General features: G+C 55.6%; 25 protein-coding genes. 11 read left to right on the top strand and 14 right to left on the bottom strand.

From position 1 onward, the window contains the following. Window positions 1–55: 55 nt before the first annotated feature. From rnt to J2Y91_RS20185, 6 genes are all read right to left on the bottom strand, one after another. Window positions 56–715 (bottom strand): ribonuclease T, encoded by a 660-nt coding sequence (gene rnt, locus J2Y91_RS20210; RefSeq protein ID WP_048916158.1) that lies wholly within the window; start codon window positions 713–715, stop codon window positions 56–58. 104 nt (window positions 716–819) lie between these two features. After that, window positions 820–1,227, bottom strand: a complete 408-nt coding sequence (gloA, locus tag J2Y91_RS20205) for a lactoylglutathione lyase (protein ID WP_048916160.1) — start codon at window positions 1,225–1,227, stop codon at window positions 820–822. Between the two features lie 78 nt (window positions 1,228–1,305). Beyond that, complete coding sequence (locus tag J2Y91_RS20200; protein ID WP_099754902.1) at window positions 1,306–2,406, bottom strand: alkene reductase; 1,101 nt, start codon at window positions 2,404–2,406, stop codon at window positions 1,306–1,308. Between the two features lie 44 nt (window positions 2,407–2,450). After that, a complete protein-coding gene (locus J2Y91_RS20195; protein ID WP_253539272.1) occupies window positions 2,451–3,041 on the bottom strand; it encodes a TetR/AcrR family transcriptional regulator in 591 nt (196 codons plus the stop codon). Between the two features lie 39 nt (window positions 3,042–3,080). After that, window positions 3,081–4,721 (bottom strand): phosphoethanolamine transferase EptA, encoded by a 1,641-nt coding sequence (gene eptA, locus J2Y91_RS20190; protein WP_253539269.1) that lies wholly within the window; start codon window positions 4,719–4,721, stop codon window positions 3,081–3,083. 108 nt (window positions 4,722–4,829) lie between these two features. After that, complete coding sequence (locus tag J2Y91_RS20185) at window positions 4,830–5,474, bottom strand: NAD(P)-dependent oxidoreductase (RefSeq protein WP_253539266.1); 645 nt, start codon at window positions 5,472–5,474, stop codon at window positions 4,830–4,832. Between the two features lie 101 nt (window positions 5,475–5,575). Here J2Y91_RS20185 and J2Y91_RS20180 point away from each other — a divergent pair, with 101 nt between their 5' ends. The 3 genes from J2Y91_RS20180 to J2Y91_RS20170 all read left to right on the top strand — a co-directional run bounded on the left by J2Y91_RS20180 (window position 5,576) and on the right by J2Y91_RS20170 (window position 7,751). Further along, window positions 5,576–6,490, top strand: coding sequence for a LysR family transcriptional regulator (locus J2Y91_RS20180; RefSeq protein ID WP_253539263.1), 915 nt, complete (start codon window positions 5,576–5,578; stop codon window positions 6,488–6,490). 42 nt (window positions 6,491–6,532) lie between these two features. Beyond that, window positions 6,533–6,772, top strand: a complete 240-nt coding sequence (locus J2Y91_RS20175) for a DUF1289 domain-containing protein (RefSeq protein WP_253539260.1) — start codon at window positions 6,533–6,535, stop codon at window positions 6,770–6,772. An 82-nt stretch (window positions 6,773–6,854) separates the two neighbouring features. Continuing rightward, window positions 6,855–7,751, top strand: coding sequence for an aldo/keto reductase (locus J2Y91_RS20170; protein WP_253539257.1), 897 nt, complete (start codon window positions 6,855–6,857; stop codon window positions 7,749–7,751). 4 nt (window positions 7,752–7,755) lie between these two features. Here the strand turns inward: J2Y91_RS20170 and J2Y91_RS20165 are convergent, their stop codons facing one another. From J2Y91_RS20165 to J2Y91_RS20150, 4 genes are all read right to left on the bottom strand, one after another. Further along, the gene (locus J2Y91_RS20165; RefSeq protein ID WP_253539255.1) at window positions 7,756–8,289 is read right to left on the bottom strand and encodes a hypothetical protein; all 534 of its coding nucleotides are present in this window, start codon (window positions 8,287–8,289) and stop codon (window positions 7,756–7,758) included. A gap of 221 nt (window positions 8,290–8,510) precedes the next feature. Continuing rightward, entirely contained in the window at window positions 8,511–10,502 is a 1,992-nt protein-coding gene (locus J2Y91_RS20160) for an FUSC family protein (protein WP_048916147.1), read from the bottom strand. Window positions 10,503–10,509: 7 nt separating this feature from the next. After that, a complete protein-coding gene (locus tag J2Y91_RS20155; protein ID WP_253539253.1) occupies window positions 10,510–11,367 on the bottom strand; it encodes an efflux RND transporter periplasmic adaptor subunit in 858 nt (285 codons plus the stop codon). 4 nt (window positions 11,368–11,371) lie between these two features. Further along, the gene (locus tag J2Y91_RS20150; RefSeq protein WP_048916145.1) at window positions 11,372–11,608 is read right to left on the bottom strand and encodes a DUF1656 domain-containing protein; all 237 of its coding nucleotides are present in this window, start codon (window positions 11,606–11,608) and stop codon (window positions 11,372–11,374) included. Window positions 11,609–11,750: 142 nt separating this feature from the next. Between J2Y91_RS20150 and slyA the strand changes: the two genes are divergently transcribed. Next, complete coding sequence (gene slyA / locus J2Y91_RS20145; protein ID WP_166643177.1) at window positions 11,751–12,194, top strand: transcriptional regulator SlyA; 444 nt, start codon at window positions 11,751–11,753, stop codon at window positions 12,192–12,194. A gap of 51 nt (window positions 12,195–12,245) precedes the next feature. Here slyA and slyB read toward each other — a convergent pair whose 3' ends face one another. After that, the gene (gene slyB / locus J2Y91_RS20140) at window positions 12,246–12,713 is read right to left on the bottom strand and encodes an outer membrane lipoprotein SlyB (RefSeq protein ID WP_048916143.1); all 468 of its coding nucleotides are present in this window, start codon (window positions 12,711–12,713) and stop codon (window positions 12,246–12,248) included. 263 nt (window positions 12,714–12,976) lie between these two features. On the opposite strand from slyB, the gene anmK reads away from it, so the two are divergent. The 5 genes from anmK (at window position 12,977) to pdxY (ending at window position 17,549) form a co-directional block, all read left to right on the top strand. After that, the gene (gene anmK, locus J2Y91_RS20135; protein ID WP_133623526.1) at window positions 12,977–14,095 is read left to right on the top strand and encodes an anhydro-N-acetylmuramic acid kinase; all 1,119 of its coding nucleotides are present in this window, start codon (window positions 12,977–12,979) and stop codon (window positions 14,093–14,095) included. A 60-nt stretch (window positions 14,096–14,155) separates the two neighbouring features. Beyond that, a complete protein-coding gene (locus J2Y91_RS20130; protein WP_048916141.1) occupies window positions 14,156–14,476 on the top strand; it encodes an MliC family protein in 321 nt (106 codons plus the stop codon). 65 nt (window positions 14,477–14,541) lie between these two features. Beyond that, on the top strand, window positions 14,542–15,198 hold the full coding sequence (pdxH, locus tag J2Y91_RS20125; RefSeq protein ID WP_133625061.1) for a pyridoxamine 5'-phosphate oxidase: 657 nt from the start codon (window positions 14,542–14,544) through the stop codon (window positions 15,196–15,198). Window positions 15,199–15,332: 134 nt separating this feature from the next. After that, entirely contained in the window at window positions 15,333–16,607 is a 1,275-nt protein-coding gene (gene tyrS / locus J2Y91_RS20120; protein WP_048916140.1) for a tyrosine--tRNA ligase, read from the top strand. An 81-nt stretch (window positions 16,608–16,688) separates the two neighbouring features. Then, window positions 16,689–17,549, top strand: a complete 861-nt coding sequence (gene pdxY, locus J2Y91_RS20115) for a pyridoxal kinase PdxY (protein WP_133623527.1) — start codon at window positions 16,689–16,691, stop codon at window positions 17,547–17,549. 38 nt (window positions 17,550–17,587) lie between these two features. Here the strand turns inward: pdxY and gstA are convergent, their stop codons facing one another. Then, complete coding sequence (gene gstA, locus J2Y91_RS20110; RefSeq protein ID WP_133623528.1) at window positions 17,588–18,193, bottom strand: glutathione transferase GstA; 606 nt, start codon at window positions 18,191–18,193, stop codon at window positions 17,588–17,590. A gap of 100 nt (window positions 18,194–18,293) precedes the next feature. Then, window positions 18,294–19,196 carry a LysR family transcriptional regulator gene (locus tag J2Y91_RS20105; protein ID WP_133623529.1) on the bottom strand — a complete coding sequence of 301 codons (903 nt, stop codon included), beginning with the start codon at window positions 19,194–19,196 and terminating at the stop codon, window positions 18,294–18,296. A 98-nt stretch (window positions 19,197–19,294) separates the two neighbouring features. Here J2Y91_RS20105 and J2Y91_RS20100 point away from each other — a divergent pair, with 98 nt between their 5' ends. Together J2Y91_RS20100 and J2Y91_RS20095 are read left to right on the top strand one after the other, a co-directional pair. Further along, window positions 19,295–19,912, top strand: a complete 618-nt coding sequence (locus J2Y91_RS20100) for a glutathione S-transferase (RefSeq protein ID WP_133623530.1) — start codon at window positions 19,295–19,297, stop codon at window positions 19,910–19,912. A 2-nt stretch (window positions 19,913–19,914) separates the two neighbouring features. Further along, window positions 19,915–20,808, top strand: coding sequence for a PNPOx family protein (locus J2Y91_RS20095; protein ID WP_133623531.1), 894 nt, complete (start codon window positions 19,915–19,917; stop codon window positions 20,806–20,808). Window positions 20,809–20,853: 45 nt separating this feature from the next. On the opposite strand, the gene dtpA is transcribed toward J2Y91_RS20095, so the two are convergent. Beyond that, window positions 20,854–22,347 (bottom strand): dipeptide/tripeptide permease DtpA, encoded by a 1,494-nt coding sequence (gene dtpA / locus J2Y91_RS20090; protein WP_133623532.1) that lies wholly within the window; start codon window positions 22,345–22,347, stop codon window positions 20,854–20,856. Between the last annotated feature and the right edge of the window lie 263 nt (window positions 22,348–22,610).

Raw genomic sequence — 22,610 nt, 5'->3', positions numbered from 1 at the left:
AAATAAAAACCGGAGCCAAATGGCTCCGGTTTTTTTTATCTTTCAATCAGCGCGTTTAAGCCTGCTGTTGATCATCGGCGCTGGCGGGCAACGGCCAGCCGCCCAGACGTTTCCAGCGATTAACCAGTTCACAGAACAGATCCGCGGTCTGCAGCGTGTCATACAGTGCGGAGTGTGCCTGGGTATTATCAAAAGCGATGCCGGCAGTGGTGCAGGCTTTAGCCAGAACGGTTTGCCCCAGCACCAGACCACTCAATGCCGCCGTATCAAAGGTGACAAACGGATGGAAAGGGTTGCGCTTCAGGCTGGCGCGCTCGGCGGCGGCGTTCATAAAGTTCAGGTCGAAAGTTGCGTTGTGTGCCACCATGATCGCCCGGTTACAGCCCTGATCCTTCACGCCTTTACGCACCAGTTTGAAAATCGCATGCAGCGCTTCGTACTCGCTCACTGCGCCGCGCAAAGGGTTGTTCGGGTCGATGCCGTTGAACGCCAGCGCTTCGGGTTGCAGAACTGAGCCGACAAAGGGTTCGACATGGAAGTGCAGCGTCTCATCTTTTTCCAGCCAGCCATTGTCGTCCATCTTAAGCGTGACCGCAGCGATTTCCAGTAAAGCGTTAGTTTTGGCATCAAAACCGGCGGTTTCAACGTCAATCACCACTGGATAAAAACCGCGAAAACGGCTGCTCAGGGTGTTCAGTTCATTCGATTCAGACATCGGCATCTCATAGGCGGAAAAAAGGCAGCGCACATTATGGCAAATTTCACTGCAGGATGCAGCAAACAGGAAGGGAGAGGGTGCCAAAAAGGCACCCTAAACAATTAATTGCCCAGACCGTGACCAGCATGTTTGTTTTCGATCAGTTCGATTTTATAACCGTCCGGATCTTCAACAAAAGCAATAATGGTACTGCCGCCTTTTACCGGGCCGGCTTCACGGGTGACATTGCCACCATCATTACGAATGCGGTCGCAGGTGGCGGCACAATCGTCCACGCCCAGTGCGATATGACCATAAGCATTGCCGAGGTCATACTTATCTACGCCCCAGTTATAGGTCAGCTCGATAACGGCACCTTCACTCTCTTCGGTATAGCCGACAAACGCGAGGGTGTACTTATATTCGGTGTTTTCACTGGTGCGCAGCAGCTTCATGCCCAGCACCTTAGTGTAAAAATCAACGGAGCGTTGCAGATCGCCAACGCGCAGCATGGTGTGAAGTAAACGCATAACATCCTCATTTATCGGCGCCATCGGTGGATGACGTAAAAAATCCAGTATAGCGGTTATAGCAACCGCTGCGAACCCTTAGCCCAGAACCGGGTAATCGGTATAGCCTTTTGCGCCGCCACCGTAGAAGGTTTCCGGCTGTGGTTCATTCAGTTCAGCGTTCTTTTTCAGGCGCTCGACCAGGTCCGGGTTGGCAATGTAGCTGCGGCCAAAAGCAACGGCGTCGATCAGGCCCTGTTCAATCAGCGTTTCCGCTTTTTCTGCGGTGTAACCACCGGCTCCGACAATCACGCCAGGGTAAACGGCACGGATAGCCTTACGGAAGCTCTCGCTGTATGGTTTCCCGCCCGCCCAGTCTGGTTCAGAAATATGCAGATAGGCAAGTTGGCGTTTTGCCAGCTCAGCAATGTAATACAGTGCGGCTTCTTCCTGATCTTCACCATTGTCCAGGCCATTAAACGGGCCCAGAGGTGAAATACGGATAGCGATGCGGTCTGCGCTCCAGGCGGCGATCGCGGCATCAACCACTTCCAGCGCGAAACGCGTGCGATTTTCGATACTGCCGCCGTACTGGTCGTCACGCTGGTTTGAGGCAGGGGACAGGAACTGATGGATCAGGTAACCGTGAGCGCTGTGCAGCTCCACCAGGTCAAAATCGGCTTCGCGAGCGTTGCTGACTGCCTGACGGAAATCATTGACCACACCGGCCACTTCTTCGGTTGTCAGGGCGCGTGGCGTCGAGGTGGCTTCGCGCACGGCGTTACCCGCGTCATCACGCAGTGAAGTGCGCGTTTCAGCATTAATGGCGGAAGCCGATACCGGCGCCGCGCCCTCAGGCTGCACGCTGGTGTGCGAGATACGTCCGGTGTGCCACAGCTGAACGGCACTGTGACCGCCATCCTGATGAATACCTTCATTGATGGCTTTCCACATGCCGATCTGTTCAGCCGAATGTAAGCCTGGCGCACCGGCATAGCCTTTCGCCTGCGCACTGATCTGTGTGGCTTCGGTAATAATTAATCCTGCGCTGGCGCGCTGACGGTAATATTCGCCCATCAGCGGAGTCGGGATATCACCGGGTTCAATACTGCGCAGACGCGTCAGCGGTGCCATAAAAATGCGGTTCGGCACGGTGATTGCGCCGGTTTTGAGAGGGGTGAACAGTTTTTTCAGTTCCATAACTTACTCCTGGTAGACCGGTCGACTAGAAAAGGTGGTTTTTTTTACGCTTCGCGTAGAATGCGTGTCATTTCCTGCCATGCGTTGAGCAACGGCGCATTGTCACGGCAGATTTTACTTTGCAGGCTGGCTCCCAGCCACAAAGTGTATAACGTTACTGCGCACTGGGAGCAGTTGATTTCGGCTGACAGCGTACCCTGCTGCTGCGCTTTCATCAGCGCCTTGACCAGCGTGGCCATCAATGCTTCAGATCCGGCATGCAGCGCGCTGCGCATCGCTTCAGAGAGATCGCAGACTTCGGCCGACAGCTTAACCGACAGGCACCCGGCGAAGCTGCTCTCCTGGCAGAACGAAAGCGACTGCTGATAGTAATCCAGTACGCGCTGACGATAGCTTATCTGATGATCATCGAGATAGTCAGACAGGCGCTGATGATAGCGGGCGAAGTAACGCTCAAGCATCGCCACGCCGAACGCTTCCTTAGAAGGAAAATAGTGATAGAACGACCCTTTAGGCACTTCTGCCTGTTTCAGCAGCGCGATCAGGCCCATGCCGTTGAAGCCGCACTGCAGGCAGAGCTGTTCGCCGGTATTGAGCAGATGCTCTCTTGTGTCAAAGCGGGTCGTTTTATTCATCGCAGCAGGGTACTAGACCGAACGGTCGCATTCAACCCTTTATGCCCCTTGCCGGCACGAACGGATCATGTCCAGCTTCGGCTGATACTCTTTAGTTTCTACGTTAAGCATCCCCAGCAGGGTATGAAAAATATTGTCCTGCGAGACATCATCCTGCTCAGCCTGCTGTTGCAGACACTGCTGATTAATGCCAAACGTGCTGGCATAGTCCGGCGACATCCACAGCAGCAAGGGAATATGCGTTTGCTGACTGGGCGCAAAGAGATACGGCGCGCCGTGCAGATACATGCCACGCTCGCCAAGTGATTCACCGTGATCGGAAAGATAGACCATCGCCACGTTGAATTTAGCGCTGTATGACTTTAGCAGGCTAATGGTGCTGTCCAGCATCGAGTCGGTATAGAGGATCGAGTTGTCATAGGTGTTGACCAGTGCCTGATGATCGCAATCCTGAATCTGATTGCTGTCGCAGGTTGGCGTGAACTGGCGCATTTCAGCGGGATAACGCAGATAGTACGCCGGGCCGTGGCTGCCCATCTGATGCAGGACAATGACTGCGTCATCCTTCACGCTGTCAATGTAGTTATTCAGTCGGTGCAGCAGAACATCATCAAGGCAGTAATCGCTTTTACACAGTGCGGTGACGTTCCATTTGGTCATATCGGTATGCGGTACGCGATTGCAGGCGCCTTTGCAGCCGCCATCATTTTCACGCCACATTACGGTAACGCCCGCATGGGCCATCACATCGAGCAGGCCTTCCTGATGGCGCGCGAGGCTGGCATCATAATTTTCACGCGGCATATTAGAAAACATGCAGGGTACGGAGATGGCAGTTTCCGTGCCGCACGAGGTGGCATGCTGATAATAGATGACATTATCACGCTTGAGTTTTGGATTCGTCTCGCGGGCATAGCCGCCAAGTGAGAAGTTTTCTGCCCGCGCAGTTTCACCCAGCACGAAGATAACCAGGGTCTTTTTCTTTGCCCCGAGAATAACCGGACCTTTTTTGGCATCTTCGCCAATTTTGACCAGCGTCTGGTCGCCAGCAAACCAGCGATTATCCACATAGTGGCCGATGCCGCTGACCACATTCGCCGGGGTGACCATTTTTACCAGCCCTTTGTTATTGCGGATCATTGAGGCGTAGTCTTTATAGAAGAGCGCCGCGGCCAACAGTATTAGCACCACGGCAGCAAGAGAGGTTACGGCGCGCCATGCAATGGCCATCCACCACGGACGATTGTTCTCAATTTTTGTCAGGCAGAGCAGGGCAACAGGTAAAGCGCCAAGCAGCAGCATCCACACCAGATAGCGCAGGTTGAACAGTGCGGTCGCTTCCTGCACATCCGTTTCAAATACGTTCTGGATCATATTGGTATCGATCACGGTACCGAAACTGTAGATAAAATAGTTGGCCGCTGCGCCCGCCAGAATCAGCACAGCCAGTAGCGGTTTACGCAGCCACGGTAAAGCCAGCACGCTAAAAATCAGGGTGAACGCGCAGAACAGCACCAGTGGGATAGAGGCGGCAAACAGGTAGTCACGAAAATGGAGGTAAGGGATGGTTTCCCAGGCCCGGAAAATAAAGACGCTGTTTAAAACCAGGGTAAAGAAAAGTGCAGCGGTAAGGTTAAACGTTATTTCGTTACAACGTAACTTAGCGAACAAGGGTTTCATGGCATTCCAAATGCAGAATAATCTTAGATTATCATAGCCAGAAAACCTTAGTTAAACCTTAACCTTTTTACAACCATGTGATTAGCCCACCGTAGTGGGCTTCGTAAATTAGTAAGCAACGGTAAATTGCTGGCGGATATGCTGTGGCTTTTCGATCTCATCAAGGATCGCCACCGCCAGGTCGGCGACGCTGATTGAGGCGGGCTTATCGCCATTCATCAATAACGAGGTGTGGCCAACCCGGAATTGTGCGGTGCGCGGACCGGGTTCAAGAAAGGCAGCCGGTGAGAGATAGGTCCAGTCCAGCTGGTCCTCTTCTGCCTGAAGCTGATTACGCAATGCCCGCGCTCCCAGCGAAGCGGGTTTGATATTCGCCGGGAATGCCTCAGTATCGACCAGTTCAACACCCGGAGCCACCTCAAGACTGCCCGCACCGCCAACCACCAGCAGACGCTGCACGCCGCTGCTTTTCACCGCTGTCAGAATCTGATTGCTGCCGCGCGTGAATTTTTCAAACAGGTCGCTCTCTGCCCAGCCGGGATTATAGGCGCTGATAACTGCATCCTGACCGTTAAGTACGCCGCTTAACCACTCGCTGTCGTGGATATCACCCAGTGCCTGAGTCAGATGGCTATCCACAGGCAAATTTTTGCCGGAGCGGGAAACGGCGACCACCTGGTGGCCGCGTGCCAGTGCTTCTTTAACGATGTCCGGCCCGACAAAACCGCTTGCGCCAATGATGGTCATTTTCATAGCAATACTCCTCTGTAAGTGTGTATTGCACTCTACAGCTTAACAAGCAGGGCGATAAGTGGCATATTTATGCTTTTATAATGAAGTAATACTTACGAATCATGGAAAAACTCAATCGTATGGCGGTGTTTGCGACCGTGGTCAGGGAAGGTTCTCTGGCGGCGGCGGCACGCAGCCTGGCTATGTCTCCCTCGGCAGTCAGTCAGCATTTGCGCGCGCTTGAGCAGGCGGTCGGCGTGCCGTTGCTGCACCGTTCGACCCGTAAACTGACGCTATCCGAGGCCGGTGCGGCATTTTATCCGGGCTGTGAAGCGATGCTTAAAAATGCCCAAGAGGCGGAGCAAAGGCTGGCTGAGCTGCGCGATACGTTGAGCGGGGAGCTGCGCATCAGTTCTACGCCGGGGATCGGTGGCCAGCCACTGTGCAGCGCGCTGTCGCCGTTACTGCAACAGCATCCCGGCCTTCGCCTGCGCATTATCGCCACCGATAACGTGCTGGATATGATTGAACACCGCATTGATATTGCGCTGCGTTTTAGCCGCCAGTTGAGCGATGCCAACATCATTGCTCACCCGCTGGCTGAGTGGCCAATGGTGATCTGTGCGGCACCGGCTTACCTTACCCGCTATGGCGTACCGGAGACGCCGCAGGCACTGTCAGCGCATCGCTGGATCCACGGCCACAGCTCCCATCGCCACATCGACTTCCATCATCCGCGTCAGGGCGAGCTGACCCTGCGCCTTGCCGAAGGGCAGGTGGTTAGCGACAGTATGCACGTGATGCGCGCTTTTACCGTGGCGGGAATGGGGCTATCGCTTCAGCCCCTGCAGGAAATTCAGGAAGAGCTGCGCAGCGGTCAGCTTATGCTGCTGCTACCGGAGTGGCGTGCGGCGCCGCTAAAATTAACGGCGCTGACGCTCGAACGGATTTTACCGGAAAAAAGCCGCCAGGCAATACGGGCATTGCGCGATTATTTCAGTAAAAACCACCGCGTCACGCTTGCAGACATCGTCTGAGCCGTCTTCAATAAATATCAGGTAGAGCAATCAGGAGTTAGGGTGGCTGAACAACTTGAGTTTTTCCCGGTACCCAGTCCCTGTCGCGGGATCTGCCAGGCGGACGTTCGCGGATACTGCCGGGGCTGTCTGCGCAGTCGCGACGAGCGGTTTAACTGGATGAAATTCAGTGATGCGCAGAAGCGCGAGGTACTACGCCTGTGTCGCCAGCGCTACCTGCGGCTGCAAAGGGCGGGCGCGGCGGCTGCCCCTGACGAACCGGAACAGCCAACGCTGTTTTAACGGTAAGTTTGACGGCAACCTGCTTCCGGTGCGGAGTGATGGTGTATCATGCGTGCAGTCATTTCGCTAATGGAGAGTACAGATGTTACAACGCGTGCAGATCGCCCCACAGGGCCCGGTTTTTTCCCGCATGGTGATGGGCTACTGGCGGCTGATGGAGTGGGAAATGAACTCGCAGCAGCTGGTCAGTTTTATTGAACAGCACCTCGAGTGCGGCATTACCACTGTCGATCATGCCGATATCTATGGGGGCTATCTATGTGAAGCTGAATTCGGTAAAGCGCTACGTTTGCAGCCGCAGCTGCGCGAGCGTCTGGAGCTGGTGACCAAATGCGGTATTGCCACTACGGCCAATCCTGACCACAAGCTTGGCCACTATATCACCGATGCTGCGCATATTATTCAGAGCGCCGAAAACTCCCTGCGTCACTTTAATACTGATTATCTCGATCTGCTGTTGATCCACCGCCCCGATCCGCTGATGGATGCGGACGAGGTGGCCAGTGCCTTCCTGCAGTTGCATCAAAGCGGCAAGGTTAAGCACTTTGGCGTCTCCAACTTTACTCCCGCGCAGTTTTCCCTGCTGCAGTCGCGACTGCCGTTTACGCTGGTCACCAATCAGGTGGAGATTTCTCCGGTTTATCAGCCTCTGCTGTTGGATGGTACGCTCGACCAGTGCCAGCAGCTGCGCATTAAGCCAATGGCGTGGTCGTGTCTGGCGGGGGGTAAAATGTTTACCGGCGCGGAATATCAGCCGTTGCGCGATGAGCTCAAGCTCATTCAGCAGGAAACCGGGGCCGAAACGATCGAGCAGCTGATCTATGCGTGGATACTGCAACTTCCTTCGCAACCATTACCGATTATCGGCAGTGGGAAAATTGAGCGCGTGCGCAGTTCAGCTGCTTCAGCACAGATAACGCTGAACCGCCAGCAGTGGTTCCGCATCCGTAAAGCTGCACTGGGATACGACGTACCTTAAACTCTTATATCCAGTGAAATGCCTTCGCCAGCAGCCCTGTCATGCCAATGGCGAGGGTAATTAACCCTCCGAACAGCAGCCTGAAATCGGCACGCGCATCGTTTCTTAGGATGCCGATTTCTGCTTTAAGTTCGGTGCGCATACTGCGCATTTCACAACGCACCAGGCGAAACTCTTCCTGAGTTTCCGCACGCAGTTCTTCCAGCTCCTGGCGTTTAGCCAGCCCCGAAATGTCTTTCACCAGCCCCAACTGGCCCTGCTGCAGCGCGCGAATATCGAGTTTCATTTCCTGCTGCGACTGCTTCATTTCCTGCTGTGAAACATCCATCTTCTGAAATGAGATTTTCAGCTCCTGCACCGAAAAATCAGTCGCCTGCTGCGCCTGTTTCAGTTCGTGCAGTGATGACGCCATCACCTGCTGCGCCTGTTTCAGCTCGTGCAGTGATGATGCCATCGCCTGTTGCGTTTGCTTCACGTCCTGCAGCGATAAATCAGAGGCCTGCTGCGCCTGTTTCAGCTCATGAAGAGATGACGCCATCACCTGTTGAGATCGCTGCATTTCTTGCTGTGAAAGCCTGATAACCGTTAAATCATCGTGCGAGTGTCTGTTTTTCATCCCAGTATGCATCTCATCCTCCCTGAACACGGTGTCGTTCTCCGTCGGCTATTTTATGCTCACTGGCGAGGAGATTAAACCTGTCTGCGTAAAAATAATACCGCCTGTTATTAATTTTCAGAGCGACTGCGCAAAAACTGGGTTTAGCCCTGTCTGAGCTGTGACAACGAACAGAGTAAGCGCCAGATAATGCCCGCCAGTTCCGTTTCCTGTTCTTCCTGAGCACGGCTTAACATATCAATGCGCTGCTGCAGCGTGTTGAGCGTGTCATTGAGTGAAACGTGATGAACACCGCGCTCGCTGATGATGGTTTGCAGATCCTTCAGAACCGCATCGCGGATTTGCGCCAGTTCAGGCGTTCGAGGGCGCCATTCGCGCAGCTGCCAGGCGATATGCGAACAGTTCAGTAGTACCACTCCCCAGCGCAACAGCCACAAACGGGCCTGATCGTCACGGCTGTTATTGAGCTGGTCAATGCGGTGGTAGATCAGTGACTCAAAACTGTCCTGATTGAGCCGTGGGTGCCTGCCTAACTGGTCAACGAACTCCCGGCGTAGCGATCGGATGTGGCGCCGACTGCGGCGTTTGTCCGAGCTGGGACGGAGAATATGAAAGGCTATCCAAACCAGCATCACGCCGCAGACTTTGGCCAGGTTATCATTGATAAAGCTTTGATAATCATAGGTGGGTGGATTAGTTACGGCGAGAAAAGATCCCATAAAGACGATCAGCTGACCCCAGAGTGCCGCCCGTTTTTTTTGCTGAAGTTTGAACAGTTGTAAAGTTAGCAGCAGTGGAAATAGCACAATAAGGAATTGCCACAGAACGTTAACCTGCACCATCAGGCCAAACTTCATGACAAAGCTGAATATCGACAGCAGGCCAAGGGTTTTTAACAACAGCGAAACGCTGCTGGTAGGGGAAGGGGATGATGAGTAAAGCACGCAGCTAATGGCTGCCAGCGTCAGGGCTGACGGTCCCGACTCCCACTGAGTGGCGATAGAAAAACTACATCCCAGTAAAATAACGCAGAAAGTGCGTAAGGCATTCCACCCCGCTTCGGCGCCATCGGCCTGGCGCGCCAGTGGCGGTGAGGGGGGAGGCGAAAGCCAGGCCTGGCTATCTGCGCGTTCAAACTGTCGTAACCAGCGCGAGATATTCAGATACAGCCAGCAGAAATAGCGTAAACGATTCCAGAAAGCACGATGCCGATAATCCGTGCGGTCCTGCGGAGCCGCAGAGCGCAGAATTTGTGCCAGCCGGTATTTGTCAGCATCCCCGCGGGCTAACTCGGCCAGCATCTGATGCATAGCGCTAAACAGTACCTCGGGCGGATTTTCCCACAGTAGCAGCATTCGCCGCAGGCTGGAGATGACGCTGGTCAGGCGCAGCTGCTGGTGGAGGATATAGTTGAGTACATTGTTTTGCCGCCGAAAACGATAATGGCTCCAGAATGCCTGAATACGTAACAGGTTCATCGTCAGGATCTGGCCGATAACGTTCTCATGGGCTTGGCGGATATTGTCGGTGCTTTCACGCTGCAACAGCAGGGTAGCGTGATCCAGCAGCTTGCCGTGCATCTCTTTCAGCGAGCGAATCAGGGCATCACCATCTGAGGTGCTGGGCAATATCATCATCATCAGGCCGCCGCAGAGGATCCCGGAGATAACCTCGCAGACGCGCGCCTGAGCGATAGTCCAGATATCATCGATCTCAACCACGTTGACGCTGGTAAACGCGATAATTGCTGCAGTATACCCCGCCAAAGAAAAGGCATAAGCGACGTTATTTTGATAATGATTCGACACCCAGGTGCAGAGCGCCAGCCAGCCGGCAATGGCCACAGCAAAAAGCCATGGGTCGTTCAGGGTATGCCCGGCAATAATCAGCGCGGCAGCGGCCCCTAGCATGCTGCCGACAATACGGCCCAGGCTTTTACTGATTACGCCGCCCAGGGTAGGGAAACTGACTACGGCAGCGGAGGTCATTGCCCAGTAGGGTTCATCCAGCTGTAACCCGTAAGCGATGCTGAGCGCCAGACACATGGCAATCGCGTTGCGCAGGGCATAGCGCCATTGGCCACTCGTGGCTTTGATCCACGGAAGTTGCTGCCATTCCAGCCAGCTAAAATTCATCAGGGCCTCAGTGCTGGATCGAAATGGTACAGGTTGTTCCGGCAACCAGCGATGCGTCCGGAGGGACGTTCGCAAGCTTTATTCGCACGGGAACACGCTGTGCCAGCCTGACCCAGGGAACATTCGGTTTGATATCCGGCGTCAGCCCGCTGTCAGTTTCTACGCTTTGATCGTAGATAGCCCGGCCAATACTTTGCACGGTTCCTGCGAGTTGACGGTCGTCGCTGTAGAGACGGATATTGGCCTGCGCACCGGGTTTGATGTGGCGCAGCTTGGTCTCTTCAAAATAGCCGACAACATAGAAAGAGTGGCTATCGACCAGCACAAACAGGGGCGTTCCGGTGGTGGCGTAATCGCCGATACGCGTAGCCAGATTATTAATCCAGCCATCGGTGGGCGCATAAACCACCGTTTGTGACAGATTCCACTTAGCCTGATCCAGCTCCGCCTGCGCAGCTTTCGCGGCTGAACTCATCGATTTTGCCTGCAGGTTGGCCGCATCGAGATCTTCTGCGGAAATCACATTACGCGGCAGGTTCTGGCGGCGGCGGGCTTCATGCTCTGCTTTGACGAGGTCAGACTGCGCCTGCGCCAGCTTTGCCTCTGCATTGAGCACGGCAATCCGGAAAGGTTCATCATCCAGCGTGAACAGCCGCTCCCCTTTGTGAACAAACTGGTTGTCCTCAACGTCCAGCTTCTCAATTCGTCCGGAAACCTGCGGCGTGATGCTCACCAGTTCAGCACGCACCTTGCCATCGCGCGTCCACGGCGACTGCATGTAGTAGTTCCACATCCACCAGCCCGCCGCGATCGCAGCAGTGAAAAAAATCAGGGTTGAAAAGTATTTCAGTGAACTCAGTTTCATAGTCTTACCCGGTGATTAATAGCCACAGCGAAGCTGCTACGCAGAGAATGAACAGCGAGAGATCCAGCAGCGTGGGGTGCCAGATTTCACCTGAATACATCCAGTCTCGCAGCAGGGGGTGAAGCAGCAGCCAGATGAAAAAACCGAGTAAAACGGCTTTAAACAGCGGTGGAAAATAGAGCGAAGCACCCAACACCAGGTCGGTGAAGGGACTTGCTGAGGGCAAAAGTGATGTTATCAAACGCTGAATCCTTCTTCCCGGTGCGTTGCAGGCGACCGACAACTTAATACGACATCTCTAAGGATGGATTTGTATTTTGTCCTGTAAACTCGCAGAATAGTCTAGAATGAGGCGTGATAGCTAGCAAGCTAATTATAAGGAGTTGAAATTGGATACCCCCTTGGGAACCGACCTTGCAAGATTAGTACGCATCTGGCGTGCTCTGATCGATCAGCGACTCAAGCCGTTGGAGCTGACGCAAACCCACTGGGTTACGTTGCATAATATCCATCAGCTTCCGCCTGAGCAGTCGCAGATTCAGTTAGCAAAAGCCATTGGTATCGAACAGCCTTCTCTGGTACGCACGCTGGACCAGCTTGAAGAGAAAGGTTTGATTACGCGCAGCACCTGCGCCAGTGACCGCCGGGCGAAACGCATCAAGCTGACACAACAGGCCGAGCCGATTATCACTCAGGTTGAGCACGTTATTGACGCCACTCGCGATGATATCCTCGCGGGTATTTCGCAGGCGGAGATCGACAAGATGGTGACGCTGATCGCCAGGTTGGAAAAAAATATCCTTGAACTTCAGGGAAAAGACGAATAAAAAAACCGGCTTTCAGGCCGGTTTTTTTTTATCATACGAGCGGATTGCGGATTAGCGTGGGGAAACGGTGACCTGGCTGCCGTTTGACGCCATTGAAACACGCTGGCCAACGGCATAACGGCTGGCTGCCTGTTTCTGTACCACCATGATGGTGTTGCCATCATCCTGACGGATTTCCAGCTCTACACCCTGGCTCTTGTTCAGAGAGCCCTGCACGCCCTGGCCTGCTACACCACCCGCCACGGCACCGGCTGCCGTGGCAAGGCTGCGCCCGGTACCGCCACCGACGGTGTTACCCAGGAAACCACCCAGCACTGCACCACCAATCGCCCCGATAATATTGCTATCATCGCCACCCTGGATCTGTACCGGACGCACAGAAACCAGCGTACCATAGGTCACTCTCTGCACCTGTTTCGCTTCAGAGGCACTGTAAACATCACCGGAAAGGGTGTTGTCATTCACACAGCCAGCTAGCGTCATCCCGGCAAGCGCCACCACGACTAAACGCTTCATCATAATAGAACTCCTATCTGTTACAGGTGCTGCCAACCATAGCAGCGGTCAATAGCATTATTATATGGCACAACCGGCACGTTACTCACTAATAGTTTGTAAAAGCACCGCAGAAACATAATGCAACGCGATTAAACGTCGCTTCAATCACAACATAAAATGCCAGATAAATTTCATCGCCAATTAAAGATGCCTAAATCATAGAATTGCGGCGTTAATTTTGCCAGGCTGGGAGCATGAAACTCACACCCGGGTAGGGGTAAAGCATGAAATCAGGGCGCTACATTGGCGTGATGTCCGGTACCAGTCTTGATGGTATTGATGTGGTACTGGCCGCCATTGATGGTCAGATGGTGGCACAGCAGGCAAGCTACAGTCATCCTATCCCTCAGGAACTGCGCTTGCAGATCCTTGCGATATGTCAGGGACAGTCGCTGACGCTTTCACAATTAGGCCAGTTGGATACCCGCCTGGGACGGCTGTTCGCCGAGGCCGTGCAGGCGTTGCTGAAACAGCAGGGGATCGCCAGCGAGGAGATTGTCGCCATAGGTTGCCACGGGCAGACGGTGTGGCATGAGCCGCTGGGGGATGCGCCAAACACTCTGCAGATCGGCGACAACAATCAGATTGCTGCCGCGACGGGGATTACGGTAGTGGGCGATTTCCGCCGCCGCGATATGGCCCTTGGCGGGCAGGGTGCGCCGCTGGTCCCGGCGTTTCATCACGCAGTGCTCAGCCATCCCACCGAGCGGCGAATGGTGCTGAATATCGGTGGCATCGCCAATCTTTCCCTGTTACTGCCGGGCAAAACGCTGCGCGGTTTTGACACCGGTCCCGGCAATATGCTGATGGACGCCTGGGTCTGGCGTCAGCAGGGGCTGCCATACGATAAGGATGGCGCATGGGGGGCATCGGGCAGCGTAGTCTGGCCGCTGTTGCAGCAGATGCTGAGCGACCCGTACTTCGCCCTGGCCGCACCGAAAAGCACCGGACGAGAATACTTCAACCTCAGCTGGCTGGAACAGCAACTCTCCACCTTCCCGGGGCTGGCAGCGCAGGATGTGCAGGCGACGCTGGTGGAACTGACCGCCACCACGATTTGCGAGCAGGTATTGCTGAGCGGCGGTTGCGACCGTCTGCTGGTGTGTGGCGGCGGCGGGCGTAATCCACTGCTGATAGCGCGCATTGCGGCGCAGCTGGCGGGAACCGAAGTCAGCAGCACGGACGAGGCAGGGATCGGCGGAGACGATATGGAGGCGCTGGCATTTGCCTGGCTAGCCTGGCGCACGCTGAGCGGCCTGCCGGGCAATCTGCCCTCCGTTACCGGCGCGCGCGAAGCCTCTGTTATCGGGGCAATATTCCCGGCAAATCGTCCAATTCGCTGATTGCATCGTCTGAAACGGCACTCTACCCTGAGTGCAGAGTGGAGAACTAACAAGGAGTGAATGATGAAAAAGTGGTATCTCGCAGGCTTACTGGTTGCCCTGTCCGGCTGCAGCTATTTCCAGCCTGAGGATCAAGAGCAGGTGCAAACACTGCATTATACCTGTGGCACCCTGCCGCTGACGGTGAAGCTGGATAACAGCAAAGAGGAAGTGAGCCTGATTCTGGACGGTGAACAGCTGGTTCTGAAGCAGCAGGTTGCGGCTTCCGGCACCCGCTACAGTGACGGTCATTATACCTTCTGGTCAAAGGGCGACAGTGCCTTTGTTGAGCGCAACGACCGAATAATTATTAACGACTGTCAACAGGTTCCAGCCCGTTAACTGATTGAAATATTGCAGGGTGCGGCGCACAATGCCGTATCCCTCACTACTCAGAAGCCGCAATGATGACCGACAGCGATCACCTGCAACAAATAGCCCATCTGCGCCGTGAATATACGCGCGGTGGCCTGCGCCGCAAGGATCTTCCTGAAGACCCGTTGAGCCTGTTTGAACACTGGCTTAACCAGGCGGTTGAGGCCCAGCTGCCGGATCCGACGGCCATGAGCGTCGCGACCGTAGACGAGCAGGGCCAGCCCTATCAACGTATCGTGCTGCTTAAGCATTTCGATGCTCAGGGTATGGTGTTTTATACCAATCTGGGGAGCCGCAAAGCGAAGCAGCTGGAAACCAATCCGCGCATCAGCCTGCTGTTCCCATGGCATATGCTGGAGCGCCAGGTGATGGTGCTGGGCAGGGTGGAACGCCTGTCGACGCTGGAAGTGGTGAAGTATTTCCACAGCCGCCCGCGCGACAGCCAGCTCGGTGCCTGGGTGTCAAAGCAGTCGAGCCGCATTTCGGCGCGTGGCGTGCTGGAAGGCAAGTTCCTGGAGCTGAAGCAGAAGTTTCAGCAGGGCGAGATCCCCTTGCCGAGTTTCTGGGGTGGCTACCGCATCAAAATCGACTCAATGGAGTTCTGGCAGGGGGGGGCTCACCGCCTGCATGACAGATTTTTCTACCAGCGCGAAGGCGATGCGTGGAAAATTGACCGCCTGGCACCGTAAACACGAAATAATGCCGCTAAGCGCTGGACCAGCCCGATCCCGCGCTTTATTCTATACCCCTTATTTTTTCTCCGCGTTTCAGCGGAAAGCTGTGTACCAGCCCAGGTGCAGACTTTTTTTACATGGAGTCTTAGATGGCCAGCAGTAACCTGATCAAACAATTGCAAGAGCGGGGCCTTGTTGCCCAGGTAACGGACGAGGAAGCGTTAGCAGAACGACTGGCACAGGGGCCAATCGCTCTCTATTGCGGTTTCGATCCGACTGCCGACAGCTTGCATTTGGGACATCTGGTGCCGTTGCTCTGCCTGAAGCGTTTTCAGGATGCCGGACACAAGCCTGTGGCACTGGTCGGTGGGGCCACCGGTCTGATCGGTGACCCGAGTTTTAAAGCGGCCGAGCGCAAGTTGAACACCAGCGATACCGTGAATGAGTGGGTGGAAAAAATCCGCCACCAGGTAGCACCGTTCCTCGATTTTAACTGCGGTGACAACAGCGCCATTGCGGCCAATAACTATGACTGGTTTGGCGGCATGAACGTGCTGACCTTCCTGCGTGATATAGGCAAGCATTTCTCTGTGAATCAGATGATCAACAAGGAAGCCGTTAAGCAGCGCCTGAACCGCGATGACCAGGGGATCTCCTTCACCGAATTCTCTTACAACCTGCTGCAGGGCTATGACTTTGCCTGCCTGAACGAGCGTCACGGCGTGGCGCTGCAGATTGGGGGTTCCGACCAGTGGGGCAACATTACTTCCGGCATCGACCTGACGCGCCGCCTGCATCAGAATCAGGTCTTTGGCCTGACCGTTCCGCTGATCACCAAGTCAGACGGCACCAAATTTGGCAAGACCGAAGGTGGCGCAGTGTGGCTGGACGCGAAGAAAACCAGCCCGTATAAGTTCTATCAGTTCTGGATCAACACCGCTGACGCTGACGTTTATCGCTTCCTGAAGTTCTTCACCTTTATGAGCATTGACGAGATCAATGCGCTGGAAGAAGAAGACAAAAACAGCGGCAAAGCACCCCGCGCCCAGTATGTCCTGGCCGAGCAGGTCACCAGACTGGTGCACGGCGAAGAGGGCCTGGTGGCGGCTAAACGCATCACCCAAAGCCTGTTCTCCGGCGCACTGAGCGAGCTGACAGAGCAGGATCTGGCGCAGCTGGCGCAGGACGGTATGCCGGGCGTGGAGCTGGAGTCCGGTCAGGATCTGCAGCAGGCGCTGGTTGATTCTGAACTGGCCCCCTCCCGCGGGCAGGCGCGCAAACTGATTGATGCCAAATCCGTCAGCATTAACGGCACGCTGCAGACTAACGCCGAGTATGCGTTTAGCGCTGATGACCGCCTGTTCGATAAGTACACGCTGCTGCGCCGCGGTAAAAAGAACTACAGCTTAATCAGCTGGAAATAATAAAATCGGTCGGGGTTTTGCTCCGTCCCTAAGCCGGTTAACGCCGGCTTTTTTAATGGCAAGAAAGGTCAGGTTAGCGCGATGAAAAACATTCTCTCCATCCAGTCTCATACGGTCTTTGGTCATGCGGGTAACAGCGCAGCAGAATTCCCCATGCGTCGCCTTGGCGCAAACGTTTGGCCGCTGAATACCGTACAGTTCTCCAACCATACTCAGTACGGCCACTGGACCGGTTCCGTGATGCCGGCCAGCCACCTGACGGACATCGCGCGCGGGATTGGTGATATTGACCGCCTGAAAACCTGCAATGCCGTGCTTAGCGGCTATCTTGGTTCCGCCGAGCAGGGCGAAGCTATCCTTGAGATCGTGCGCATGGTGAAAGCCGCCAATCCGGACGCCTGGTATTTCTGTGACCCGGTGATGGGGCATCCGGAGAAAGGCTGTATTGTGGCGCCGGGCGTGGCGGAGTTTCATACTCATGCCTCACTGCCAGCCAGCGACATCATTGCGCCAAACCTGCTGGAGCTGGAAATGCTCAGCGGCCGTCAGGTGGCGGACGTGGCAGAAGCGGTAGCAGCTGCACGCGAACTCATTGCCCGTGGGCCAAAAGTCGTGCTAATCAAGCATCTGGCGCGAGCCGGCTATCGCAGCGATCGCTTTGAAATGCTGCTGGTGACGGTCGATGAAGCCTGGCACATTGCCCGCCCGCTGATCGATTTCGGCGTGCGCCAGCCGGTTGGCGTGGGCGACCTCACCAGCGGGCTGCTGCTGGTCGATCTGCTGCACGGCCTGTCTCTCCAGCAGGCGCTGGAGCACGTGACGGCAGCGGTGTATGAGGTGATGCTGAAAACGCATCAGATGGGCGAGTATGAACTGCAGCTGGTCGCGGCGCAGCAGGCGATTGCCGAGCCGCAGCAGCACTTTGCCGCGGTAAAACTGTAAGAGAAACGGGCAGGGCAGAAATGCGCCTGCCCGTTTTGTTAATTCAAGCCTTCCGCTTTCAGGGCCGCCGCCACCGCAGGCCGCGCCGCAACCCGTTCAAACCACTCGTTAAGTGCAGATAACCCGCTCAGATCCAGCTTGATGGCATGAGCCCAGCGCGTCACGGTAAACAGATAGGCATCGGCGACGGTGAAACGCAGCCCCAACAGCCACTGCTTCTCCTTCAGCTCATTATTCACGTACTGGAATTTCTGCATCAGCTGTTCCCGCGCCAGGTTTTTTACCTCTTCGGGCGTGGTGGGGCGAAACAGCGGGCTGAAGCCTTTATGCAGCTCGGTCGCGATAAAGTTGAGCCACTCCAGGGTGTGGTAACGGGTCAGGCTGCCTGCCGGTGCCAGCAGCTGGCGGTCGGATTTCAGGTCCGCCAGATACTGCACAATCGCCACGCCCTCGGTCAGTACCGACCCGTCATTCAGCTCCAGCGCCGGGACCTGACCCTTCGGGTTGATCAGCAGGTAATCTTCCCCCTGCTCGGTGGTTTTAGCCTTCAGATCGATATTCACCAGCGTAAAATCCAGCCCGGTTTCACGCAGTACAATGTGAGGTGACAGCGAACAGGCTCCGGATTTGCAGTACAGTTTCATTACTTGCTCCTTATCGTCAGTGGCGCAGATCCCTTCAGCTTAACCCTGGCTGGTCAAAAAGCCAGCACAACCTTGAGTGGCCAGGTAAATTAATTGCTGATTATTTAACCCAGTGCAAGCTCTCAATCTCCGGTAGCCTGGTGCGGGCCAGATCCCAGAATGCGCGCACCCGCGCCGGCATATATTTCACATTTTGCGCCACCAGCTGGACCGGAACCGCCGGCGGGCGATATTGCGCCAGCACCTCGCTCAGTACACCCGTTTGCAGGTCGTCATAAACCTGGTAGGAGAACAGACGCGCAATGCCTTTACCTGCGCGGCAAGCGACAAGCTGGGTTTCCACGTCGTTGACCGTCACCCTGGGGGTGATGCGCACGCGTTCCTGCTGGGCCTCGGCGCGAAAACGCCACTCTCTTTGCTGAGCAGGGATCGTCCCTGCAATAAGCGGGTGATCTGCCAGCTGTCCGGGTATTTCAGGCGCACCGTGGGTCGCAATATAGTGCGGGCTGGCGACCAGCACGCGCTGCACGTGGCCGACCTCAGTCGCCACCAGCGAGGAGTCGCGCAGCTGTCCAATTCTGACGGCCATATCCAGCCCCTGCTCAATCAAGTCCTGGTAACTGTCACTCAGCATCAGCTCAATCTGGATATCGGGATAGATCGCCATAAAATCCAGCAGCAGCGGCGCAATATGCTTACGGCCAAACATCACGGGCGCGGTTAAACGCAGCTTACCGCTCAGCTGATTGCGGGTGGTGCTTTCTAAGACCTGCTGATAATCCTCCAGCAGCACGGTTGCACGCTCATACAGGGCTATCCCGGCTGGAGTCGGCGACAGACGCCGGGTGGAGCGTTCAATCAGGCTGAGGGCAAAACGGCTCTCCAGCGCCGCCAGCGTGCGCGTAATCGCCGGAGCAGAGCGCTGTAATTTGCGTGCGGCGGCGGCCAGGCTGCCCTGCTGCACCACGGCAACAAACACCGCCAGCTCGTCCAGTTTATCCATCACTGTTCCACTTTTCGTAATTATGAATTGTTATTTTTGCCCGTTTACGCCGATTTCAGCAAGAGTAAGCTTAATCAATTCAAACTGAGGAGATGACAATGACAGGCTTAACTTTATATGGCAGCGAACTATCCGGGCACGTTCATCGCGTCAAACTGCTGCTGAGTATGCTGAACCTCTCTGCGGACTGGGTAGAAGCCGATGCTGGCTACAGGCAAAGCGCGCAGTTCATCGCGCTTAACCCGCTGGGCCAGATCCCGGTGCTGGTGGAGGGTGAGACGGTGATTACCGACAGTAATGCCATTATGATCTGGCTGGTAAAACGCTATGCCCCCGCAAGCGGCTGGCTGCCGCAGGAGTTGTCGCAGGAGGTGGCGGTGCATCAGTGGCTGGCAAAAGCGGCTGGCGAGATCCGCTACGGCGTGGCGTCGGCTCGCCTGATTAAGCAGTTTGGCGTGGCGGAAAACTACGACTCAGCGCGGGCGGTGGCGGCAAAATTCTTACCCCAGCTGGAAGCGCACCTGAGCAGCAGGCAATGGCTGGTCGCTGAGCGTGCAACCATTGCCGATCTCGCCTGCTATGCCTATATCGCCCGTGCGCCAGAAGGGGGCATTTCGCTGCGTCACTATCCCGCAATCCAGCGCTGGCTTCAGCGTATTGAAGCGCTGCCGGGCTTTATCGCACTCCCGGCACTGCCGCTGCCGGCGGAGGAGTGAATATGTTCCATCGGGGGGAGCAGCAGGCGCAGGAAAAGGCCGGGTATCAGCGGGTGAAAGCGGCGATCTACCCGACGATGCCGGAGCAACATCGCCTGTTTTATCAGGGGCTGCAGACCTTTTACCTCACCTTTGCGGGTGCTGACGGTTATCCGGTTGCCGCGCTGATTCAGGGGGCTCCGGGGTTTATTGCCACCCCGGATGAACAGCATTTGGATATTTCGCGCAGCGCGCTGCATAACTGGCCGTATCTGCCCGCTATCCAGCCCGGCATGCCGTTTGGCGGGCTGGGCATCGACCTGTCTAACCGGCGGCGAAATCGCGTCAACGGGGTGGTTGAGCGTATTGACCAGCACAGCATGCGCATTCGCGTGCAGGAGAGCTTTGGTAACTGTCCGCAGTATATTCAGCGACGGGTGCTGCCACCCCCTGACAGCAGGCGTCAGCCAGGGGTGGAGCCTCTTGCCGCGCTGGATGCCGATGCACGCTATCTGATCGCCGCTGCCGACACCTTTTTTGTCGCCAGCCACGTCAGGCGCGCAGGTGGGGTGGGCGGCGCGGATATTTCCCATCGTGGAGGAGTGCCGGGATTCATAACCCTCAGCGGAGGTAAGCTGCTGATCCCGGACTACAGCGGCAATCGCTATATGAATACGCTGGGTAACATACTGCTGGAGCCGCGCGTGGCGCTACTGGTTATGGACTTTCAGCAGGGAGCGGCGCTGCATATACAGGGGCGGGCGGAAGTGTTGTGGCAGCGGCCGGGGGAGGGGCGGGTAGAACGCTTCTGGACGCTGGCACCGCAGCGCATCCTGCGCCTGCGTCAGCTGCTGCCCGCGGCAGGGTTGAGCGTGGAATATGCGGATTCTTCGCTTGCAGCGGGCGACGAGCAATAAAAAAGGGCGACATTGCTGCCGCCCCGATCATTACCGCGTCAGCCGTCAGGCTTTCACTTTCTGAGGAACCGGCTGTTCATCCTGCGTCATACGATTCAGCAGCGGAGCAACCAGAATCATCAGTACGGCAATCACGCCGGTGGTGATACCAATTTTCAGGAACACATCGCCATAGACGTGCAGCGACAGCAGCGGGTCGGTAATGTTTTCCGGCACCGCCATCAGGTTTGCCACTTTACCGGCCACCATCGCTGCGCCCGCGGTGGTCAGGAACCATGAGCCCATGATGAAGCCCATCAGGCGCTGCGGCACCAGCTGTGCCACCATTGCCAGGCCGAGACCCGAAATCATCAGCTCGCCCACGCTCTGCAGGGCATAGCTGAGGATCAGCCAGTTAACCGACACGATGCCCAACTGGTTAGCGAATGACGCGCCCAGCGGCAGCACCAGGAAGGCGGCAGAGCAAAGCACCATACCCAGCGCAAACTTGTGCGGCATCGGCAGGCGGTCACCCATTTTGTTATAGATTGCGGCCAGCAGCGGGCTGAAAATCATAATCCAGAACGGGTTCAGCGCCTGGAACTGCTCCGGCTGGAAAGTAATACCCAGAATGCTGTGCTCAACGTTGCGAATCGCAAAGAAGTTCAGCGAGGTTGGCATCTGCATATACAGCACGAAGAAGACAATCGCCTGCACCATAAGTAGGAAAGCAACAATCATCTTACGGCGCGCGGCACCCTGCAGAGCAAAGGCCTCTTTAGCGAACACCAGTACGATACCAACCGCAATCACCGCCAGCACCAGGCGGGCAATCTCCTGGTTGTGCAGCAGCCAGGTAGCCACGGCGATCATGACGGCAATACCGACCAGCGTCGCCAGCAGTTTACCGACGTTCAGCGGGGCAAAGTCTGCTTTGGAGCCGTAGTTTTTCACCCACTTACGGAAGAACATAAAGTTCACCAGGGTGATCAGCATCCCGACAAATGACAGCGCGAAGGCGGTGCTCCAGCCATATTTATCGGCCAGCCACGGCGTAGCCAGCATAGAGAAGAAGGAACCGATGTTGATCGCCATATAGTACATGGTGAAAGCGCCATCGAGACGCGGGTCATCTTTTTCGTAGCAGGTCGAGAGCAGTGAAGAGGGGTTAGCTTTAAACAGGCCGTTACCGACGGCGATAGTCGCCATCCCGATGTACACCATCGCCTCGTCATGGCCCGACCACGCGACCAGCGCATAGCCCAGCGCCAGTACCAGCGTACCCAGTACGATAACGCGCTTGGTCCCCAGCACTTTATCACCCAGCCAGCCGCCCACGGCCACCAGGCCATAGACCAGCGCACTGAAGGAAGCGAACAGGGTGATCGACTGTGCTTCGGACATGCCCAGCTGTTTCACCAGGTAGACCGCCATAATCCCCTGTAGTCCGTAATAGCCGAAACGTTCCCATAATTCGATAGAGAAGATCAGATAAAACGCTTTAGGTTGTTTGAAAGCGTTGAGGCTTGGTGCCTCGGGTTGTTTGTTTGCAGTTGACACTTGTACCTCTGAATTCTTGACCTGTTTTGTGGCAGGAATTAAGTCGACGCAACGCGGGACGTACGCTCGTCTTATAGTTATAGAAGTTGAAAAACGCCGGATAATTTCGCCGATCGAACCCACAGAGGCAAGTTTTTTTTCATCACCGTCATCGCGCATTTTTATAGCGATAACTGAGTGGTTTTTGTTATTCAATAGTTAAATATGCTGTTTTACAACAAGTAACCAACCTAAGTGAGGGTGAGTGGCGTGAAATTTGTTCA

Origin of the sequence: Erwinia aphidicola (assembly GCF_024169515.1) — a bacterium.
In the GTDB taxonomy this organism is placed as follows: Bacteria; Pseudomonadota; Gammaproteobacteria; order Enterobacterales; family Enterobacteriaceae; genus Erwinia; species Erwinia aphidicola.
The sequence above is the reverse complement of the archived record's forward strand: the minus strand, read 5'-3'. Positions and strand labels throughout refer to the sequence as shown.

Coding starts and splice junctions, on each gene's coding strand:
- J2Y91_RS20155 (WP_253539253.1), bottom strand. CDS start 11,367: ATGAAACTGAGTTCACTGAAATACTTTTCAACCCTGATTTTTTTCACT.
- J2Y91_RS20160 (WP_048916147.1), bottom strand. CDS start 10,502: ATGAATTTTAGCTGGCTGGAATGGCAGCAACTTCCGTGGATCAAAGCC.
- tyrS (WP_048916140.1), top strand. CDS start 15,333: ATGGCCAGCAGTAACCTGATCAAACAATTGCAAGAGCGGGGCCTTGTT.
- J2Y91_RS20165 (WP_253539255.1), bottom strand. CDS start 8,289: ATGGCGTCATCTCTTCATGAGCTGAAACAGGCGCAGCAGGCCTCTGAT.
- pdxH (WP_133625061.1), top strand. CDS start 14,542: ATGACCGACAGCGATCACCTGCAACAAATAGCCCATCTGCGCCGTGAA.
- slyB (WP_048916143.1), bottom strand. CDS start 12,713: ATGATGAAGCGTTTAGTCGTGGTGGCGCTTGCCGGGATGACGCTAGCT.
- J2Y91_RS20185 (WP_253539266.1), bottom strand. CDS start 5,474: ATGAAAATGACCATCATTGGCGCAAGCGGTTTTGTCGGGCCGGACATC.
- rnt (WP_048916158.1), bottom strand. CDS start 715: ATGTCTGAATCGAATGAACTGAACACCCTGAGCAGCCGTTTTCGCGGT.
- gstA (WP_133623528.1), bottom strand. CDS start 18,193: ATGAAACTGTACTGCAAATCCGGAGCCTGTTCGCTGTCACCTCACATT.
- J2Y91_RS20100 (WP_133623530.1), top strand. CDS start 19,295: ATGACAGGCTTAACTTTATATGGCAGCGAACTATCCGGGCACGTTCAT.
- J2Y91_RS20170 (WP_253539257.1), top strand. CDS start 6,855: ATGTTACAACGCGTGCAGATCGCCCCACAGGGCCCGGTTTTTTCCCGC.
- J2Y91_RS20180 (WP_253539263.1), top strand. CDS start 5,576: ATGGAAAAACTCAATCGTATGGCGGTGTTTGCGACCGTGGTCAGGGAA.
- J2Y91_RS20130 (WP_048916141.1), top strand. CDS start 14,156: ATGATGAAAAAGTGGTATCTCGCAGGCTTACTGGTTGCCCTGTCCGGC.
- gloA (WP_048916160.1), bottom strand. CDS start 1,227: ATGCGTTTACTTCACACCATGCTGCGCGTTGGCGATCTGCAACGCTCC.
- anmK (WP_133623526.1), top strand. CDS start 12,977: ATGAAATCAGGGCGCTACATTGGCGTGATGTCCGGTACCAGTCTTGAT.
- eptA (WP_253539269.1), bottom strand. CDS start 4,721: ATGAAACCCTTGTTCGCTAAGTTACGTTGTAACGAAATAACGTTTAAC.
- J2Y91_RS20195 (WP_253539272.1), bottom strand. CDS start 3,041: ATGAATAAAACGACCCGCTTTGACACAAGAGAGCATCTGCTCAATACC.
- J2Y91_RS20105 (WP_133623529.1), bottom strand. CDS start 19,196: ATGGATAAACTGGACGAGCTGGCGGTGTTTGTTGCCGTGGTGCAGCAG.
- pdxY (WP_133623527.1), top strand. CDS start 16,689: ATGAAAAACATTCTCTCCATCCAGTCTCATACGGTCTTTGGTCATGCG.
- J2Y91_RS20200 (WP_099754902.1), bottom strand. CDS start 2,406: ATGGAACTGAAAAAACTGTTCACCCCTCTCAAAACCGGCGCAATCACC.
- J2Y91_RS20095 (WP_133623531.1), top strand. CDS start 19,915: ATGTTCCATCGGGGGGAGCAGCAGGCGCAGGAAAAGGCCGGGTATCAG.